This window comes from Chitinilyticum piscinae (genome assembly GCF_015223195.1).
GTDB lineage: Bacteria > Pseudomonadota > Gammaproteobacteria > Burkholderiales > Chitinibacteraceae > Chitinilyticum > Chitinilyticum piscinae.
This window is the reverse complement of the sequence record NZ_JADFUA010000003.1, coordinates 326,685-343,369: the sequence shown is the minus strand read 5'-3', so window position 1 is coordinate 343,369 and position 16,685 is coordinate 326,685. Positions and strand designations below refer to the sequence as shown.

General features: G+C 61.7%; 22 protein-coding genes. 4 read left to right on the top strand and 18 right to left on the bottom strand.

Annotated elements, in window-relative coordinates:
- Positions 1-86: 86 nt before the first annotated feature.
- The 3 genes from cysD to nadD form a co-directional block, all read right to left on the bottom strand.
- Positions 87-1,013 (bottom strand): sulfate adenylyltransferase subunit CysD, encoded by a 927-nt coding sequence (cysD, locus tag INR99_RS07540; RefSeq protein ID WP_194115708.1) that lies wholly within the window; start codon positions 1,011-1,013, stop codon positions 87-89.
- Between the two features lie 166 nt (positions 1,014-1,179).
- Positions 1,180-1,551 carry a ribosome silencing factor gene (gene rsfS, locus INR99_RS07535; protein ID WP_194115707.1) on the bottom strand — a complete coding sequence of 124 codons (372 nt, stop codon included), beginning with the start codon at positions 1,549-1,551 and terminating at the stop codon, positions 1,180-1,182.
- Between the two features lie 107 nt (positions 1,552-1,658).
- Positions 1,659-2,303 carry a nicotinate-nucleotide adenylyltransferase gene (nadD, locus tag INR99_RS07530; RefSeq protein WP_194115706.1) on the bottom strand — a complete coding sequence of 215 codons (645 nt, stop codon included), beginning with the start codon at positions 2,301-2,303 and terminating at the stop codon, positions 1,659-1,661.
- A 200-nt stretch (positions 2,304-2,503) separates the two neighbouring features.
- Between nadD and INR99_RS07525 the strand changes: the two genes are divergently transcribed.
- From INR99_RS07525 to INR99_RS07510, 4 genes are all read left to right on the top strand, one after another.
- Positions 2,504-4,678 (top strand): patatin-like phospholipase family protein, encoded by a 2,175-nt coding sequence (locus tag INR99_RS07525; protein WP_194115705.1) that lies wholly within the window; start codon positions 2,504-2,506, stop codon positions 4,676-4,678.
- Between the two features lie 60 nt (positions 4,679-4,738).
- Entirely contained in the window at positions 4,739-5,047 is a 309-nt protein-coding gene (locus INR99_RS07520; protein ID WP_194115704.1) for a hypothetical protein, read from the top strand.
- A 69-nt stretch (positions 5,048-5,116) separates the two neighbouring features.
- Positions 5,117-5,494, top strand: coding sequence for a hypothetical protein (locus INR99_RS07515; RefSeq protein WP_194115703.1), 378 nt, complete (start codon positions 5,117-5,119; stop codon positions 5,492-5,494).
- A gap of 64 nt (positions 5,495-5,558) precedes the next feature.
- Positions 5,559-6,056 (top strand): DUF6803 family protein, encoded by a 498-nt coding sequence (locus INR99_RS07510; protein WP_194115702.1) that lies wholly within the window; start codon positions 5,559-5,561, stop codon positions 6,054-6,056.
- Between the two features lie 239 nt (positions 6,057-6,295).
- Here the strand turns inward: INR99_RS07510 and INR99_RS07505 are convergent, their stop codons facing one another.
- From INR99_RS07505 to hisB, 15 genes are all read right to left on the bottom strand, one after another.
- Complete coding sequence (locus INR99_RS07505) at positions 6,296-8,122, bottom strand: ABC transporter ATP-binding protein (RefSeq protein ID WP_194115701.1); 1,827 nt, start codon at positions 8,120-8,122, stop codon at positions 6,296-6,298.
- 96 nt (positions 8,123-8,218) lie between these two features.
- The gene (locus INR99_RS07500) at positions 8,219-10,153 is read right to left on the bottom strand and encodes a Wzy polymerase domain-containing protein (protein WP_194115700.1); all 1,935 of its coding nucleotides are present in this window, start codon (positions 10,151-10,153) and stop codon (positions 8,219-8,221) included.
- Positions 10,143-10,907 carry a twin-arginine translocase subunit TatC gene (gene tatC / locus INR99_RS07495; protein WP_194115699.1) on the bottom strand — a complete coding sequence of 255 codons (765 nt, stop codon included), beginning with the start codon at positions 10,905-10,907 and terminating at the stop codon, positions 10,143-10,145. The genes INR99_RS07500 and tatC overlap by 11 nt, the downstream gene beginning before the upstream one ends.
- Before the next feature lie 6 nt (positions 10,908-10,913).
- On the bottom strand, positions 10,914-11,477 hold the full coding sequence (tatB, locus tag INR99_RS17700) for a Sec-independent protein translocase protein TatB (protein WP_194115698.1): 564 nt from the start codon (positions 11,475-11,477) through the stop codon (positions 10,914-10,916).
- Positions 11,478-11,489: 12 nt separating this feature from the next.
- Positions 11,490-11,690 carry a Sec-independent protein translocase subunit TatA gene (gene tatA, locus INR99_RS07485; RefSeq protein WP_194115697.1) on the bottom strand — a complete coding sequence of 67 codons (201 nt, stop codon included), beginning with the start codon at positions 11,688-11,690 and terminating at the stop codon, positions 11,490-11,492.
- Positions 11,691-11,714: 24 nt separating this feature from the next.
- Positions 11,715-12,047: a histidine triad nucleotide-binding protein gene (locus INR99_RS07480; RefSeq protein WP_194115696.1), complete on the bottom strand. Its 333-nt coding sequence runs from the start codon at positions 12,045-12,047 to the stop codon at positions 11,715-11,717.
- Positions 12,048-12,056: 9 nt separating this feature from the next.
- Positions 12,057-12,383 carry a phosphoribosyl-ATP diphosphatase gene (locus INR99_RS07475; protein ID WP_194115695.1) on the bottom strand — a complete coding sequence of 109 codons (327 nt, stop codon included), beginning with the start codon at positions 12,381-12,383 and terminating at the stop codon, positions 12,057-12,059.
- A gap of 148 nt (positions 12,384-12,531) precedes the next feature.
- A complete protein-coding gene (gene hisI, locus INR99_RS07470) occupies positions 12,532-12,930 on the bottom strand; it encodes a phosphoribosyl-AMP cyclohydrolase (protein ID WP_194115694.1) in 399 nt (132 codons plus the stop codon).
- On the bottom strand, positions 12,930-13,286 hold the full coding sequence (locus INR99_RS07465; protein ID WP_194115693.1) for a hypothetical protein: 357 nt from the start codon (positions 13,284-13,286) through the stop codon (positions 12,930-12,932). The genes hisI and INR99_RS07465 overlap by 1 nt, the downstream gene beginning before the upstream one ends.
- Entirely contained in the window at positions 13,283-14,050 is a 768-nt protein-coding gene (hisF, locus tag INR99_RS07460) for an imidazole glycerol phosphate synthase subunit HisF (RefSeq protein ID WP_194115692.1), read from the bottom strand. Before hisF ends, INR99_RS07465 begins: the two co-directional genes overlap by 4 nt.
- A 70-nt stretch (positions 14,051-14,120) precedes the next feature.
- Entirely contained in the window at positions 14,121-14,867 is a 747-nt protein-coding gene (hisA, locus tag INR99_RS07455; protein WP_194115691.1) for a 1-(5-phosphoribosyl)-5-[(5-phosphoribosylamino)methylideneamino]imidazole-4-carboxamide isomerase, read from the bottom strand.
- Between the two features lie 24 nt (positions 14,868-14,891).
- Positions 14,892-15,095: a hypothetical protein gene (locus INR99_RS07450; protein ID WP_194115690.1), complete on the bottom strand. Its 204-nt coding sequence runs from the start codon at positions 15,093-15,095 to the stop codon at positions 14,892-14,894.
- Between the two features lie 76 nt (positions 15,096-15,171).
- Positions 15,172-15,378: a hypothetical protein gene (locus INR99_RS07445; protein ID WP_194115689.1), complete on the bottom strand. Its 207-nt coding sequence runs from the start codon at positions 15,376-15,378 to the stop codon at positions 15,172-15,174.
- A gap of 12 nt (positions 15,379-15,390) precedes the next feature.
- On the bottom strand, positions 15,391-16,029 hold the full coding sequence (gene hisH, locus INR99_RS07440; protein WP_194115688.1) for an imidazole glycerol phosphate synthase subunit HisH: 639 nt from the start codon (positions 16,027-16,029) through the stop codon (positions 15,391-15,393).
- Between the two features lie 11 nt (positions 16,030-16,040).
- On the bottom strand, positions 16,041-16,634 hold the full coding sequence (hisB, locus tag INR99_RS07435) for an imidazoleglycerol-phosphate dehydratase HisB (protein ID WP_194115687.1): 594 nt from the start codon (positions 16,632-16,634) through the stop codon (positions 16,041-16,043).
- Positions 16,635-16,685 lie beyond the last annotated feature (51 nt).

The following is a 16,685-nucleotide window of genomic DNA, read 5'->3' as shown; positions in this document are numbered from 1 at the left end:
GGGCAATCAATAATGGCGTCGCTGCGGTGGGTTACGGTCTGCGACCTAACCCACCCTACATCTCTCAATTTCTGTGGTGAAGGGGTTTAGAAATAACCTTCCATCTTTTTCTTTTCCATCGACCCCGCGCTGTCATGGTCGATGGCGCGGCCCTGGCGTTCGCTGGTGGTGGTCAGCAGCATTTCCTGGATGATTTCCGGCAGGGTCTGCGCTTTGGACTGCACGGCACCGGTCAGCGGGTAGCAGCCCAGCGTACGGAAGCGCACCCATTCCTTGCGGCGGGTCGCGAGCTGTTCCGGGGTCAGGTACTGCAGGCAGCGCTCATCGTCGATCATGATGGTGGTGCCGTTGTAGTCCACGACATCGCGCTCGGCCGAGTAATAGAGCGGCACGATTTCGATGTTTTCCAGATAGATGTATTGCCAGATATCCAGCTCGGTCCAGTTGGAAATCGGGAAGACGCGGATGGATTCACCCTTGTCGATGCGGCTGTTGTAGATGTTCCAGAGTTCCGGACGCTGGTTTTTCGGATCCCAGCGGTGATTCTTGTCGCGGAAGGAGTAAACGCGCTCCTTGGCGCGGCTCTTTTCCTCGTCGCGGCGGGCGCCACCGAACGCGGCGTCGAAGCCGTACTTGTTCAGTGCCTGCTTGAGGCCTTCGGTTTTCATCACGTCGGTGTGTTTGGCGCTACCGGCGGTGAAGGGGTTGATGCCGGCCGCAACACCTTCCTCGTTCACGTGGGTGATCAGCTTCCAGCCTTCGGCTTTCTGCTTGTCACGCAGCTTGTACATGTCCTGGAATTTCCAGGTGGTGTCGACGTGCATCAGCGGGAAAGGCGGGATGCCGGGGGCAAAGGCCTTGCGTGCCAGATGCAGCATCACGGCGGAATCCTTGCCGATGGAATAGAGCATCACCGGGTTTTCGAACTCGGCGGCAACTTCACGGATGATGTGGATGGACTCGGCCTCCAGCTGCTTGAGGTGAGTCAGTCTCGCTTCACTGATGGTATTCATGGGACGTGTTTCGGCTCGGATATCGTTATGACGTGGCGCATCTGCGCGAGCAGAATGTACCGGAATAAGCTGCAAAATAAAAATAACCAGTCGTTCTATGCATATAGAGCATTGGGCAATAAAAAAGCCGATGGTTTCCCATCAGCTTTTTGCGGTGTACGCCTGGTCAGACGGCCGACCAGGCCTTGCCCAGCGGGTTGAAGGTCGGTTTCTGGCCGCCCCACAGCTGCTCCAGATCGTAGTAATCGCGGACTGCCGGCAGCATCACGTGCACGACCAGCTCGCCGGCATCGACCAGCACCCACTCGCCGGACTCTTCGCCCTCGGTGGAAACGATCTCGTAGCCCTTGGCCTTGAGTTCGACGGCAACATTGTTCGCCAGCGCGCGCACCTGACGGTTCGAGTCGCCGGTGGCGACGATCATGCATTCGAACAGCTCGGTCAGCTTGGTGGTGTCGAGGCTGAGGATGTCCTTGCCCTTGATGTCTTCGAGGGCTGCCACGGCGATGTCGCGCATGGCCAGGGTGATTTCATTCATGCTGGATCCTTCTGCGGGCGCTGGTGCGCCCGGGTGTTGCCCGGCAGACCGGGAAACAGGGTTAACGGGTGTTGCAGGCAAAGACCCTGCATTCTGGCAGGGTACGCTCAGACGGGGTCGCTGCTCTGGCGGTAAAGGCCGCTGGAGACGATGCTGGCCGCAACGGGGGTCAGGTCGCTGACATCCTCGCCCCGGGCCAGCCGCTGCCGCAGGGCAGTGCTGGAGACGCTGAGCAGTGGCGCAGGCAAAACGCTGATTTTACCGTGACTTAAGGCTTCTGGCGAAGCAATTGCCAGTCTTTTCTGTAACTGATCGCTGACGGGCGGTGGGAGGGTGGCGAAATCGAAGCCAGGTCGTGCGGCCACCACCAGGTGCCCCAGCTCAAGCAGCTGCTGCCAGTCACGCCAGCCGGGCAGGCCGGCCAGCGAATCGCCGCCGATCAGCCACACCAGCAGGGTTTGCGGGTGTTCGCGTTGCAATTCGCGCAGCGTATCAATGGTGTAGCAGTAACCGCTGCGGCGGACTTCGCGTTCGTCGAGTACCAGCCCGGGCTGCGCAGCAATGGCTTCGGCAACCCAGTCCGCCCGTTGTTGCGGCGAGACTGGCGGAGGCGGGCGGTGAGGTGGTACCCCCGTTGGTATCAGTCGGACTTCTTGTAATTTGAATGTGTCTCTGAATATACCTGCCAGTTTGATGTGGCCGTAATGGACCGGATCAAAGGTTCCGCCATAAATTCCGAGTGGGGGGTGCATCGGGGTGCCTGATCATGCCGCGATAGTGAACCCACCGAGCTTACTGCAAATCGCCGGGCAAGGCTGCGTGGCTGTGCCTGTCATCGCAATGTTATGCCATGCAGGCAGAGTGGCCGGTGAAGAGTCCGCGGCTGCGCTGCTGATGCCAGCGGCCTGCGGGCTGGTTACAATCAGCGCTGTTTTCCCTTGCGGATATCGGTATGACACTCTTTCCTTGCCGGCAGCTGTGTGCCGCCCTGCTTGCCATGTCGCTCAGCGCTGCCGTACTGGCGGCCGAGCGCCCCCGTATCGGGCTGGTGCTGGGCGGGGGCGGAGCCCGCGGGCTGTCGCATATCGGGGTGCTCAAGGTGCTCGAGGAAGCACGCGTGCCGGTCGACTGCGTGGTCGGTACCAGCATGGGCGCGCTGGTGGCGGGCAGTTATGCGACTGGTCGCTCACCGGCTGAGCTGGAAGAAAAGGTCAAGGCTGCACCCTGGGACGAGTTGCTGAAAGGGGTCGTGGCACGCAGCACGTCCAGCTACCAGTCCAAGCGCGAATCCGAAATGAATATGGCTATTGAGGTCGGCTTGAACAACGGCAAGGTTCAGCTGCCCGAGAGCGCCATTTCCACGCAGGGCATCGAGTTTTTCCTGCGCGATCTCAGCCGCCGCGTGAGCGCGAACAGTTTTGATGATTTGCCGACCCCCTACCGTGCGATTGCTACCGATCTGGTCAGTGGCGACATGGTGGTCATGAAGGATGGGGATCTGGTTTCTGCCATGCTAGGCAGCATGGCGGTGCCCGGGGTATTTCCTCCGGTGGAGCGGCAGGGGCGGCTGCTGGTCGATGGTGGCCTGGTGCGCAATGTCCCGGTCGATATCGCTCGTGACTTGTGTGCGGACGTCATCATCGCCGTCAATGTGGGCACCCAGCCGCTCAAACGGGAAGAGTTGCGCAATATTTTCAATATTGCCGACCAGTACACCCGCCTGATGATGGAGCAGAACGTCAAACCGCAGCTCGCCAGCCTGGGTGAGCGCGATGTGCTGATCAGCCCCGAGCTGGGCGAGCTCAGTTCGACCGATTTCGACAAATCGGTACAGCTGATTGCCCGTGGCGAGGTGGCGGCCAGGGGGGCGCTGACACAATTGTCCCGCTACAGTCTGACACCCGAAGACTATGCCCGCTGGCAAGCGCGCCGCAGCGAGCGGCAGGTGCCGGTGCAGGCCATCCAGGATGTCCGGATCAGCCCGCAGAAATGGGTGAATCCGGCCGTAGTGACGAGCCGGATCGATGTGACGCCCGGAGCTCCGCTGGATGTGCCGGCGTTGGAAGGCCGGTTGCGCGAGATCATGGGGACCGGTGATTTCTCGCAGGTAAATTACCAGCTGGAACAGGGGGAGCGCGGGCAGCGGTTGACCGTCCAGCCGGTGGAAAAATCCTGGGGGCCGAATTATCTGGGGCTGGGGCTCAACTTTGCGACCGATTTCGACCGCTGGACAACGGGTGGCGTTACGGCCCAGTACCGCCGTACCTGGCTGAATGAGCTGGGGGGGGAATTCCGCGTGCTCGGGCAGCTGGGCAACAACCTCAATGCCCATGCGGAATGGTTCCAGCCGCTGTTTGTCGACAAGACGCTGTTTGTGGCGCCGTATGCGGGTTACCGCAATATCGACGAGTATGCCTGGCTGCATGACAGCAATGTGGCCACCTACCAGAATGTGACCCGCTACGCCGGTGTGGACATCGGTTCCCTTGTCACCGACTACGGTGCTGAGCTGCGTGTCGGTCCGGTCATGCACACCTACAGCAGCAAGGTTACCGTGGGGGCTCCGTGGCTGCCCAGCCAGCACATCTCCGATTACGGAGTGCAGTTGCAGCTTTACTACGACCAGCTGGATGATTATTTCTTCCCGACTCATGGCGCGATGCTGCATCTGGAAGGCTATCAGTCCATGGGAGGCACCGAAGGCTATGAAAGTTACAACCGGTTCGGCGGCTCGACGCGCTGGGCTTTTGGTCATGGCGATACGGCAGGCTATGTGAAGCTGGCAGGCATGGTGGCAGGTGGCAATCTGCCCGCCGCCGAGCTGGCCAGTCTGGGCGGTTTCATGAATCTGTCGAGCTATCACGTCAACCAGCTGGTCGGCGAAGAGATGTACTACGGGGGGCTCAATCTCTACCATTCGACCCCGTATGGCTATCTGGGGCTGATGCTCGAGGGTGGCCAGGTCGGCGGTGTGCCCAGTACGGCCGATTTCTATGGCGATAGTTTGCGCTGGTCGGCGATGCTGTACTGGGGTGCCAAATCCTTCCTCGGGCCAGTCTATGTCGGCTTCGCCTACGGTGACAATGGTCGTGGCAAGCTCTACTTCAATCTGGGCCAGCCCTATTGACGGTGTGCGCAGCAGGTTCTGGATGGGTGTATGCTGAAGCAGTAAGCAAGCGGGGGCATCATGTACATCCAGACCGTGATTTTCAGCCTGCATCCCGATGTGCCGGACGAAGCATTCCTGCCGCTGGCGGCCGAGCTGCACGACTGGCTGCGCCGCCAGCCGGGTTTTGCCTCCTATGCGCTGTACCGGGGGCAGGGCGAATGGATGGACCAGATTTTCTGGCTTTCCGAGCCGGAGGCGCAGGAAGCCAACCGCCGCTTCAATGCCTCGACACTGGCGCCCCGCCTGCTGGCGCTGGTCGATAGCCACCACCACGGTTTCAGTGGCAGCTGTACTGATCTCAGTGAATGGCTCAAGCCGCCAGTTTGATCTGGCGCAGCATCCACGGCAGGCCTGCGGCGTAGATTGGGCAGATATCTTCCCCCTGTTTTTTACGCCATGCGCCGGCTGACCTTGTCCCTGCTATTGCTGTTCTGCCTGAGCCTGTTCAGTGCCGGCGCGGCAGCACTGCGTCTGCCGGCAGAGCCGCCCCTGCAGGCCTCACAGCTGCAGGGGCCCAAGCAGAGCGAGCATTGCAGCGGGCATGCAGAATCCGCGCCGCTGCAAAAGCCCGCAGCGCAGGCCGATTCGCACTGTGCGGCGGCCGGCGATTGTCTGCAGCAATGCCTCGCGCATTGCCTGCCCGCTGTCGCGCTGGCACCGCTTGCGCCTGCCCTGCGGGTTGCCGCCGTGGCCCCGCGCTTCCTTCCCGATTACCGGCTGGCGATGGTCTACCCCCCGGCCGCTCCGCCACCGCGTTTGCGGCTGCAGTCCTGAACTCCTGCCAGCCTGGCGCTGGCATTCCATTCATATCGGGGGAGCCCCCCGCGAGGAGACTGTCATGCCTATGACGCACTATATGGCGCTGCTTGCTGCCAACCAGCCGTGGAACCTGATTCTGTTTATGGCCATTCCGGTCATCCTGGCCGAAACCGTGGCCATTACCGAGCTGTATTTACTGTTTACCCGCAAATTCGGCGGCGGAGTCCATCGCCTTAACCGCTTGGCCAGCATCGCAGGCGGCGTGTATTTCAGCGGGATCTTCGTGTACCTGCTGCTGACCGCCGTGGTGCCGCTCACCCAGCAAGGCGGCTGGCTGGGGCCGGCCGACGTGATCGCGGTCGGCTTCTATCTGGCCGGGGTCATTCCGCTGGGCGGGCTGGCGTTGCTGGATCTGGGGTTGATTGCGCGCCAGCACGACGACGAGGCCCGCTTGCGGCTGCACGCCACGCTGGTTGCGGTGTTTCTGGTGGTGGCCCACATCGCGATGATCTTCGGCATGCTCGACCCGACGCTGCTGATGGCGAGCGGGCATGACATGGCCGGCATGCAGCACTAGCCGCGTGGAGAAGCCCCGGTTTTTCCGGGAACGTCCGGCACCGGGCAATGCCCGGTGCGAACTCCCCCGTAATTGCCGTGGGCTTGCTCGCACCATGCCTTAGCCCGGCGCCGCCGAAGCGATTGGCTGGCTGCTTCCTTCGGCCAGCCAAACCGGCAAAGCTCCTGATGGGGCAGGTAGTGTCTTTGGGGTATTTTGCTGCAGCTATTGCATCAATTCAGAAATCGGGTGATACATGGTCATGTATCTTCGCCCAAAAAGCCGCCGGACTGGTGCGCCCACAAGCGGGCATAGATTCCGCCGCGTGCCAGCAGCTCGCGGTGATTGCCTTCCTCGACGATGCGTCCCTCGTCCAGCACGATCAGCCGATCCATGGCGGCAATGGTCGATAGCCGGTGTGCAATCGCCACCACGGTCTTGCCTTCCATCAGCTGGTAGAGGCTGTGCTGGATGGCGGCCTCCACTTCCGAGTCCAGTGCGCTGGTGGCTTCGTCCAGCAGGAGGATGGGGGCATCTTTCAGCATGACCCGCGCAATCGCGATGCGCTGGCGCTGTCCGCCCGAGAGCTTGACGCCGCGTTCGCCCACGTGGGCCTCGTAGCCGCAGCGGCCGTGCGCATCGGCGAGCCCCTGGATGAAGTCGTGAACCTCGGCGCGCCGGGCTGCATGAATCATCGCGGCCTCATCCGCATCCGGGCGGCCGTAGAGGATGTTGTCGCGCACCGAGCGATGCAGCAGCGAGGTATCCTGCGTGACCATGCCGATCTGCCGGCGCAGGCTTTCCTGTGTGACTGCACGGATATCCTGTCCGTCGATGGTGATGCGTCCGCTATCCAGATCGTAAAAGCGCAGCAGCAGGTTGACGATGGTCGACTTGCCGGCGCCGGAACGGCCGACCAGGCCAAGCTTCTCGCCCGGGCGGATGTGCAGATCCAGCTGGTCAATCACCTTGCGTGGCCCGCCATAGCTGAAATCGACCTGCTCGAAGCGGATTTCACCACGGCGCACATCCAGCGGGCGGGCATCGGCGGCATCGGTGATCGCCAGTGGGCGAGCCAGCGTGTTGATGCCATCCTGCACTGTGCCGATGTTTTCGAACAAGCCGGCCATTTCCCACATCACCCAGTGCGAAATGCCGTTCAGCCGCAGCGCCATCGCCGTGGCAGCCGCCACGGCGCCGATGCCGACTTCCCCGCGGCTCCACAGCCAGAGGGTCGCACCGGTCGTGCTGGCAATCAGCAGCATGGCGGTGAGGTGGTTGACGATTTCAAAGCTGCTGACCAGCCGCATCTGGCCATGCACGGTGTGCATGAAATCCTGCATCGCACTGCGCACGTACGCCGATTCGCGCTGCGCGTGCGAGAACAGCTTCACCGTGCTGATGTTGGCGTAGGCATCGGTGACGCGGCCGGTCATCAGCGCGCGTGCATCGGCCTGTGCGCGCGATACCCTGGACAGGCGCGGCACAAAAAACACCAGTGTGAGTAGGTAAAGCAGTAACCAGCCGAGAAAAGGCAGCAGCAGGCGCAGGTCGAAGCCTGCGGCAATCGCGCTCATGGTGACGAAATAGATCACCACGAACACCAGAATGTCCATGCATACCAATACCGTGTCGCGTACGGCCAGCGCCGTCTGCATGACCTTGGCGGCCACGCGCCCGGCAAATTCATCCTGATAGAAGGCCATGCTTTGTTCAAGCAGCTGGCGGTGGAAGAGCCAGCGCAGCCGCATCGGGAAATTGCCGGCCAGCGTCTGGTGCTTGAGCAGCGTCTGCAGGGCTACCAGCAGCGGGCTGGCCAGAATGATCGCCAGCAACACGAGCAGATGCCGGCCTTCCTGCTGCCACAGCTGTCCCGGGGTGTGGCGGGCGAGCTGATCGACAATCTGCCCCAGCCAGCCGAACAGGATTGCTTCAAAGGCACCGATCAGGGCGGTCAACAGGGCCAGCAGCAGCACCAGGCCGCGTACACCGGCGGTAGCTGCCCAGAGGAAGCGCAGAAAGCCCGCCGGCAGTACCGGGCGCTGTTCGGGATAGGGATTGAGCAGGCGCTCGAACAGGGCAAACACGCGATCAGACCTCAAGCGATAAACGAGCCATCATGGCTCGTTTATCGCATGTTTTGCCGCCGCCTGCCTATCCGGGCTTGCGAAGGTAACTGTGCCTCAGGATGCAGGGCTCGCCGCACTGGCCGCACTGGCAGGGGCCGGCAGCGGTTTCAGTTGCGGGAGCTGCTTGTCCTTGCGCAGCAGCATCATCGCGTCATCGATTTCGCTGCGCAGCGCGCGAACCTGGGGCTCGCGGAAATTGCCGATGACGTCGTACAGGTAGTCGATGTTTTCCGGGAAGGCAAACGCCGCCTGGCGCATCAGGGTATGCCCCAGTGCGGCATTGCCTTGCAGCGTTTCCATGATGGCCAGGTGGGCCAGATCGGCCGGGTAGGGACGTACGGCGTTGATGCGGCGCAGTAGCTCCAGGTGTTCGGTATTGATGCGTGTACTGGGGTAGATGTAGTTGGTCAGTGCCTGTTCGGCGTAATAATCGGTCAGCGGATTGCGTGCGAGCTGATTGAGTATGCGTTGGTTCGTCTTGTTGATTTCGGCGTTATCGCTGGCATCCATCACGGGATACAGCTGGCAGTACAGTACTCCGGCGCAGAAACACAGCACGATGCCCAGTGTGGCGCAGAAGGTGAGAATGCTGCGCTGAACCGCAGCCGGCCAGCGCAATAGACGCGGTCCTTCGCTGTTGATGAAGAAGAGCGCGATCGCGAAGGGCGCGATGAAGTGGAAATACCATAGCGGGTATTCGACTGCACTATGCAGCAATGAGACGATTGCGAGCGATACCCCAAAGGCGCCCAATGGCTCGCGCCAGGTGTTGCGCAATCCGGCAAACACGGCGAGCAATCCTGCAACAATCAGCAGACAGCCGACCAATCCCAGCTCGGCCAGCAGATTCAATACCGAGTTGTGCGCGTGGGTGAACAGCACGCTTTCCTCGACCACCGCAAAGTGCGGCTGCACCTGCAGGGCCACGCTCTGCTGCGGATAGGCGCCCCAGCCCAGGCCCAGCAGCGGGTGCTCGACAAAGGCTTGCCAGGCTTTCTGCCATTCAACCAGCCGGCGTGCGCCATTGGAGTCGAGGCGGTCCAGTCCGGTCGGTACCGTGTTGGCCTGGTTCAGTCCCAGCAGCAGCTTCACGGCTTCGTTGACCAGCGGGGCGACAAACTGCATCGCGATGATCAGCAGGCCGTTGATCGCCAGCAGCGCGCCAAAGCGGCGCACCGATTCGTTGGCGCGCCAGGCCAGGAAGGCACCGATGACAAACCAGGCGCCGGCATACAGGAACGGTGAGCGCGAGCTGCTCCAGGCCATGGCCAGAGCCAGCCACACCGCCAGCACCGCAAACAGCCACTTCGGGATCTCGCGGCGGGCCGCCAGCCATGCCGCCGAAGCCATGCCCCAGCCGATGTAGTGGCCGTACATGTTCTTCTGGCCGATGTTGCCGAACACCAGCTGGAAATGCCCGGAACGCAGCATCTCGAAAACCTGGCCGGAGGCGATGATCGAATTGAATACCGCCCCGCACAGCAGGCCCCAGGCCAGCGACTGGGCCAGCACTTCGCCGCCGAATTCCTTGCGTGCCCGAGCCAGTGACCACACGCCCAGCGCGGCGATCAGCGCGTAAAGACCGGGGATGCTGCGGTCAGACCAGTAATACACCGGCAGGATGATGGCCTGCAGCGCCAGCGCCAGGATCAGCCCGCCCCAGGGCAGGGTGGCCCAGGGGATGGCGGCCGGCTCGCGGCGTTCGTCCGGCAGCAGTGCGCCGGCCAGCGCGATCAGCGTCATCAGTGTCAGAGCTACCAGCTCGGACGGAAAGACCGGGTTGGGCTGATAGCGGAACGACACGAAGAACGGCAGCCAGCCCAGCAGGAACAGCAGCAGCTGGAAGGATTGCTGCGAGCGGTTGACGCGGCTGAACAGGGCGACAAGCAGAATCAGGGCGCTGGTGATGGTTAGGTAGCCGTACTTCAGCAGGTCGTCGTACATCGACATGACCTGTTGTACGAGGTCGATCAGGGGATTAGCGCTCATCTTCAGTCAGGGCAGGAGGTTCGGTAGAGGTGGACTGGGCCGGGCGGAGCCAGCTGGCAACGAGAATGCCGGCTTCAAAGAGCAGCCAGAGCGGAATGGCCAGCAGACATTGCGACAGCACGTCCGGCGGGGTGACGACGGCCGCCACGACAAACGCGCCGACGATGACATAGGGGCGGGACTCGCGCAGTTTTTCCACGCTGACCAGCCCCATATGGGTCAGCAGTACCACGGCGACCGGTACTTCGAAGGTGAAGCCGAACGCAAGGAACATGCCGAGGATGAAATCGAGGTATTCGCTGGTGTCTGGCAGCCATTGCATCGAATCGGGAACGACCGAAGCAATAAACTTGAACACCACGCCGAACACGAAGAAATAGGCGAACGCCATTCCCAGCAGGAACAGCAGCGTCGAGCTGAGCACCAGCGGTAGCACAAAGCGCTTTTCGTGCTCGTACAGCCCCGGCGCGACAAAGGCCCAGATCTGGTAGAGCGTGTGTGGCAGGCTGAGGATGAGCGCCGCGACGGCGGCGATTTTTACCTGCACCAGAAAGGGGGCGGCAATGCCGAAGCTGACCAGCTTCTGGTTCGGCAGGACGTGGGTTAGCGGTGCCGCCAGAAAGTTGTAGAGCTGATCCTTGACGGCAAAGCACAGCACAAACGCCAACAAAAACACGACGGTGCCGCGGACTACGCGGGTGCGAAGCTCCAGCAGATGCGCCAGCAGAGTCTGGGTGGTGGCTTGATTTTCCATGGGGTATTAGCGCCGGTCGCTTTGATTCTGCTGCTTGCTGGCAGATACCTGGAGGGGATCACTGGCGAACAGATCGAGCTGGCCGTCCGAGCTGTCCGCAGCCGCTTCGATTGCCGGCTCGGGGGCGGCCGGTTTGCGCTTGCGCGGCCGTTTGGCTGCCGGGGTGTCCGGCACGGACTCGGCTTGCGCTGCGTCGGGAGGTTGACTGGCCGCAGGGGGAACAACAGTAGCCTGGTGCATGCCAAGTGGCTCGGGTTCCGGTGCCAGCGGTGCAATCCCCAGCGATTCCGGCGTCTGCAGTGCGGGCAGCCGGTCGACTGCGCTGGCCAGTGGTGTTTCCAGCTGCTGGCGGATATCGCCGGCTTCCTTGCGCAATTCGGCTTCGATCTGCGCCAGCTCGCTGTGTGCAATCTGCTGGTTCAGATCGTTCTTGACGCTGGCCACGAAACGCTGCGCGCGCCCGAGCAGCACGCCCGCAGTGCGGGCGACCTTGGGCAGGCGCTCGGGGCCGAGCACGACCAGCGCGACCGCGCCGACCAGCAGCAGTTCGCCGAAGCTGACGTCAAACACGGGCAGTCAGGCTCAACGCTTGTCCGCGTCGGGGCGGCTCTGGCTCTCGGGTTTGGCGGCGCCCTTCTCGTCTTCATCGCCGGCCATGCCGTCCTTGAAGCCCTTGACCGCCGAGCCCAGATCCTTGCCGATGTTCTTCAGCTTGCCGGTGCCGAAAACCAACACAACGACCAGCAGCACGATCAGCCAGTGCCAGATACTGAAACTACCCATGATATTTCTCCAGAAGTACTTAACTCAGGCTGCCGCTTGCGGCTGGCCCAGAACATGAACGTGCAAGTGGAAGACTTCCTGTCCGCCGGCGGCGCCCGTGTGGATACGGGTCACGAAGCCAGCATCCAGCCCGTGCTCTTTGGCCAGTTGCGGCGCCAGCAGCAGCAGCTTGCCCAGAATCGCCTGGTCTTCCACCGTGGCGGCAAACAGCGATTCGATGTGCTTTTTCGGAATCAGCAGCAGGTGCACCGGAGCCTTGGGCGCGATGTCGTGAAAGACCACTACATCGTCGTCTTCGTAGGCTTTCTTCGCCGGAATCTGGCCGGCGGCAATCTTGCAGAAAATGCAGTCGCTCATGCTGTGTCCTCAGCCCGGCTTGCGCGCGGCTTTTTCTTCGATGCCGGAAATGCCTTCGCGGCGGGCCAGTTCGGCCAGTACATCTTCGTGGCTGAGGCCTTCATGCGCCAGCAGTACCAGCGTGTGGAACCACAGGTCGGCGACTTCGCGCACCAGATGCAGCTTGTCGCCATCCTTGGCGGCCATGATGGTTTCGACGGCTTCTTCACCGACTTTTTTCAGGATGCCTTCCTGCCCCTTGGCGTACAGACGGGCGACATAGGATGTGCTGGGGTCGGCGTGGCGGCGCTCGGCCAGTACGGCCGAGAGGCGTTCGAGAATTTCGGCAGAGATCATGTTGCCCTCCGGCAAGGCGAAAATTGCGCCCATTATACGGCGCGCGGCGTCAGCGTGCAGCGGGATGGCGCCGAATTAACCCGGCGCAGGGCGCGCAGTGTAGTGCCTGAAGATGAAAGAAATGTTGCAGGTCGCGCGACTGCGCGACTTAATGCGAATGTCCGCCGTAGATGGCGTGCGGGTCTTTTAGTACCGGATCGACGATCTGCCACTCGCCGTCAACCAGTGTGCGGAAGAAGCAGCTCTCGCGGCCGGTATGGCAGGCAATGCCGCCTTCCTGGCGGATCTGGTAGATCAGGACATCACCGTCGCAGTCGAGCTGAATGGCACTGACGTGCTGGAAGTGGCCGGATTCTTCGCCCTTGTGCCACAGTTTCTGGCGGCTGCGGGTCCAGTAATGCGCGCTGCCTTTTTCGGCCGTGAGCGCCACGGCGTCGCGATTGGCATAGGCAAACATCAGCACGCGGCCGCTGGTCTCGTCCTGCGCGATGACCGGCACCAGTCCCTTGTCATCCCATTTGATTTCGTCGAGCCAGTTGCTGTTCATTAGCGCAATTCCAGAGTCTGGGCGAGCGAGTCGCCCTTCAGGTCAAAAATGAGTTCGGCTTTCTGGGCTGCGGCACTCGGAGCCAGCGGTCCGTGGAGTGCACCGCGCCGCTCCAGCGGGTAATAGCGCTGGCCGTGCTGGTCGGTAATGGAGATGGCGTCGCCCGCGAAGCTGGCCGGCGTCTTGCCGAATTGCTGCACCGAGAGGAATACGGTGAGCAGATCGCCGTGGCGGACATGATCGACATTCACCGACAGGCCGGGGCGGGCGCGAACTTTGAGATCCTCGCAGGCCCATGCACTGACGCTGGCCAGCAGTGCGCCCAGGCTTAGCCCAAGCGCGGCCAGTCGAATCACAGCCGCACCTCGATGCCGGCCGCGCGCATGGCTTCCTTGGCCTCGCGCACGGTGTATTCGCCGAAGTGGAAAATGCTGGCTGCCAGTACCGCGTCGGCATGGCCTTGCAGTACGCCATCCACCAGATGCTGCAGATTGCCCACCCCGCCCGACGCAATGACCGGAATGTTGACCGCATCGGAGATCGCACGGGTCAGTGGCAGGTTGAAGCCGATCTTGGTGCCATCGCGATCCATGCTGGTGAGCAGGATTTCACCCGCGCCGTAGTCCTGCATTTTCAGCGCCCATTCCACCGCATCCAGCCCGGTGGCCTTGCGCCCGCCGTGGGTGAAGACTTCCCAGCGGCTGTTGTCGTCATTCACCGCTTTGGCGTCGATGGCCACGACAATCGCCTGGCTACCGAACTTGGCGGCGGCGTCGCGCACTACCTCGGGATTAGTCACGGCCGTGGTGTTGATGCTGACCTTGTCGGCGCCGGCATTCAACAGGCGCCGCACGTCGCCTACCTGGCGCACGCCGCCGCCGACGGTCAGCGGGATGAAGACCTGGCTGGCAACGGCTTCGATCACATGCAGGATCAGGTCGCGATTGTCCGAGCTGGCGGTGATGTCGAGAAAGGTCAGTTCGTCAGCGCCCTGGTCGTTGTATTTCTTGGCGATTTCGACCGGGTCACCGGCATCACGCAGGCCGACAAAATTGACGCCCTTGACCACGCGGCCGGCGGTAACGTCGAGACAGGGGATGATGCGTTTGGCTAAGGGCATGGGTAACCTGCTGGGTATTGCCCTGTACGCTTTGTTTTATATTATGTACAGGGCAATGGGTGTGTATGTATTACTCGGTGTCGCTGAGCTCGTCGGCCAGTTCCTGCGCGGCCTTGAAGTCGATGGTGCCTTCATAGATCGCCCGGCCGGTAATCACGCCCTCGATGCCTTCGTCTTCGACCGCGCACAGATTGCGCACGTCGTCGAGGTTGGTCAGGCCGCCCGAGGCAATCACCGGAATGCTCAAGCTGCGCGCCAGCTCGACGGTGGCTTCGATATTGATACCGGAAAGCATGCCGTCACGGCCGATGTCGGTGTAGATCACCGATTCGACGCCGTAGCCTTCGAAGCGCTTGGCCAGATCGATCACGTCATGGTCGGTGACCTTGGCCCAGCCGTCGGTGGCGACCTTGCCGCCCTTGGCATCCAGGCCGACGATGATGTGGCCCGGGAAGGCATCGCAGGCCTCGTGCAGGAAGCCCGGCTGCTTGACGGCGGCCGTGCCGATGATCACGTAATCAATGCCGGCATCGAGGTACATCTCGATGGTTTCCAGGCTGCGGATGCCGCCACCCAGTTGTACCGGCACGCTGCCATCGATGGCCTTGAGGATGTCCTTGACCACGCCGAGATTTTTCGGCTTGCCGGCAAAGGCACCGTTGAGGTCAACCAGATGCATGCGGCGCGCGCCCTGGCCGAGCCAGTGCGAGACAAAGCTCGCCGGATCGTCGGAGAACACGGTGGCGTCATTCATTTCGCCCTGGCGCAGGCGGACTGCCTGGCCGTCCTTGAGGTCAATCGCGGGGATGATCAGCATGATGAGTGTAAAGGCTTGATGAGGTTAGTCTTGATGAAAGAGTTGTCTGTATGCGGTTGCAGCAAAGGTGGCAGCAAAAATCAGCAGGATAAAGAAAGGATGATCAGAAGATGACAAGCCTGCTCCGTAGTGTGACAGGGCCGTCAGCAGCGCAAAAAGACCGGTCGCCATAAGGCTGCGTTGCAGCGCGGGTATCAGGATGCTTTTCCAACAAACAGCCATTTTCATGGTGATAATCCTTGTTTGGGTCGCTGTGTGCATGGTTGCGCGGAAAAAGCCAAGAGCGATTCCGAGCAACCTGTCTTCATGATGGCTTGCGTTTGGCGAGCAGAATCTGCCAGATCAGCGAGAAAATCAGCATGCTCAGTGCAAACGCCGGATAGTGCGGGCGCTCGCCGTTCCAGGCAATCGCCAGCATGGCCTCGTTGAAGGCAATGAATATCGCGCTGCTGGTCAGCGCAAACAGTGCGGCTTTCTTCAGGCAGTGACCGAGCACGTTCAGGGAAATCATCGTCGCAGGCACCTAGTTGCCATTCCAGTGTACGAAATTCTGCAGCAGCTTCAGCCCGGCCGCACTGGATTTTTCCGGGTGGCACTGGATCGCGAAAATATGGTCGCGCGCCACCGCGGCGGCGAAGGTGTAGGGGTAGGCCGACTCGATGACGGCGATGTCTTCCGCCGGTGCGAAGTGGTAGCTGTGCACGAAGTAGAAGCGCTCGCCATCGGCGATGCCCGCCCACAGCGGGTGTTCGCGGCGGATCGTCATGTTGTTCCAGCCCATGTGCGGCACTTTCAGCTTCTGGCCGTTTGCATCGACCATTTTCTCTGCCGGAAAGCGCACGACGTCGCCCTTGAAAATGCCCAGGCTGTCGGTTGGGCCTTCTTCGCTGCGCTCGAACATCAGTTGTGCGCCGACGCAGATGCCGAGAAATGGCTTTTCGGCGGCGGCCCGGCGCACGCTGGCGATCAGGCCGGATTCCTGCAGATGCGCCATGCAGTCAGGCATGGCACCCTGGCCGGGGAACACCACCTTGTCCGCCGCGTCGATGATGGCCGCGTCCGCGGTCAGTACCACTTCGGCATGTTCGGCGGCAACCAGCTGCATCGATTTCACGACCGAGTGCAGGTTGCCCATGCCGTAGTCAACAATTGCAATTTTCATGTTCGTATTCTTCAGCCGACCAGTGTGCCCTTGGTGGACGGGGTGATGCCGGCCATCCGTTCGTCCGGTTCACAGGCCATGCGCAGCGCGCGGCCCAATGCCTTGAAGATGGTTTCGGCCTGATGGTGGGCATTCTTGCCGCGCAGGTTGTCGATGTGTAGCGTGACGGCGGCATGATTGATGAAGCCGTGGAAAAATTCGCTGAACAGATCGACATCGAAGCTGCCGATCATGGCGCGGGTGTATTCGACCTCGTAGGTTAGTCCCGGACGGCCGGACAGATCGACCACCACGCGCGAAAGCGCTTCGTCCAGCGGCACGTAGGCGTGGCCGTAGCGGCGGATGCCTTTCTTGTCGCCCAGTGCCTTGGCAAAGGCCTGGCCGAGCGTGATGCCGACATCTTCCACCGTATGGTGGGCATCGATATGCAGATCGCCGACCGCTTTGATCTCGATGTCGAACAGGCCGTGGCGGGCCACCTGGTCAAGCATGTGTTCAAAGAACGGCACGCCGGTATCGAAAGAGGATTTGCCGCTGCCATCCAGATTGATGGTGACGGTGATCTGGGTTTCCAGCGTGTTGCGGGTGACGGTGGCCTGGCGCATGATTTCCGGGATACAAGGTAGGGATAGCCGCAATACCGGCAGGGCCGTAAT

Excerpts from the sequence above, each read along its gene's own strand:
- cysD (WP_194115708.1), bottom strand. The coding sequence starts at position 1,013 with ATGAATACCATCAGTGAAGCGAGACTGACTCACCTCAAGCAGCTGGAG.
- rsfS (WP_194115707.1), bottom strand. The coding sequence starts at position 1,551 with ATGAATGAAATCACCCTGGCCATGCGCGACATCGCCGTGGCAGCCCTC.
- nadD (WP_194115706.1), bottom strand. The coding sequence starts at position 2,303 with ATGCACCCCCCACTCGGAATTTATGGCGGAACCTTTGATCCGGTCCAT.
- INR99_RS07525 (WP_194115705.1), top strand. The coding sequence starts at position 2,504 with ATGACACTCTTTCCTTGCCGGCAGCTGTGTGCCGCCCTGCTTGCCATG.
- INR99_RS07520 (WP_194115704.1), top strand. The coding sequence starts at position 4,739 with ATGTACATCCAGACCGTGATTTTCAGCCTGCATCCCGATGTGCCGGAC.
- INR99_RS07515 (WP_194115703.1), top strand. The coding sequence starts at position 5,117 with ATGCGCCGGCTGACCTTGTCCCTGCTATTGCTGTTCTGCCTGAGCCTG.
- INR99_RS07510 (WP_194115702.1), top strand. The coding sequence starts at position 5,559 with ATGCCTATGACGCACTATATGGCGCTGCTTGCTGCCAACCAGCCGTGG.
- INR99_RS07500 (WP_194115700.1), bottom strand. The coding sequence starts at position 10,153 with ATGAGCGCTAATCCCCTGATCGACCTCGTACAACAGGTCATGTCGATG.
- tatC (WP_194115699.1), bottom strand. The coding sequence starts at position 10,907 with ATGGAAAATCAAGCCACCACCCAGACTCTGCTGGCGCATCTGCTGGAG.
- tatA (WP_194115697.1), bottom strand. The coding sequence starts at position 11,690 with ATGGGTAGTTTCAGTATCTGGCACTGGCTGATCGTGCTGCTGGTCGTT.
- INR99_RS07480 (WP_194115696.1), bottom strand. The coding sequence starts at position 12,047 with ATGAGCGACTGCATTTTCTGCAAGATTGCCGCCGGCCAGATTCCGGCG.
- INR99_RS07475 (WP_194115695.1), bottom strand. The coding sequence starts at position 12,383 with ATGATCTCTGCCGAAATTCTCGAACGCCTCTCGGCCGTACTGGCCGAG.
- hisI (WP_194115694.1), bottom strand. The coding sequence starts at position 12,930 with ATGAACAGCAACTGGCTCGACGAAATCAAATGGGATGACAAGGGACTG.
- hisF (WP_194115692.1), bottom strand. The coding sequence starts at position 14,050 with ATGCCCTTAGCCAAACGCATCATCCCCTGTCTCGACGTTACCGCCGGC.
- hisA (WP_194115691.1), bottom strand. The coding sequence starts at position 14,867 with ATGCTGATCATCCCCGCGATTGACCTCAAGGACGGCCAGGCAGTCCGC.
- INR99_RS07450 (WP_194115690.1), bottom strand. The coding sequence starts at position 15,095 with ATGAAAATGGCTGTTTGTTGGAAAAGCATCCTGATACCCGCGCTGCAA.
- INR99_RS07445 (WP_194115689.1), bottom strand. The coding sequence starts at position 15,378 with ATGATTTCCCTGAACGTGCTCGGTCACTGCCTGAAGAAAGCCGCACTG.
- hisH (WP_194115688.1), bottom strand. The coding sequence starts at position 16,029 with ATGAAAATTGCAATTGTTGACTACGGCATGGGCAACCTGCACTCGGTC.
- hisB (WP_194115687.1), bottom strand. The coding sequence starts at position 16,634 with ATGCGCCAGGCCACCGTCACCCGCAACACGCTGGAAACCCAGATCACC.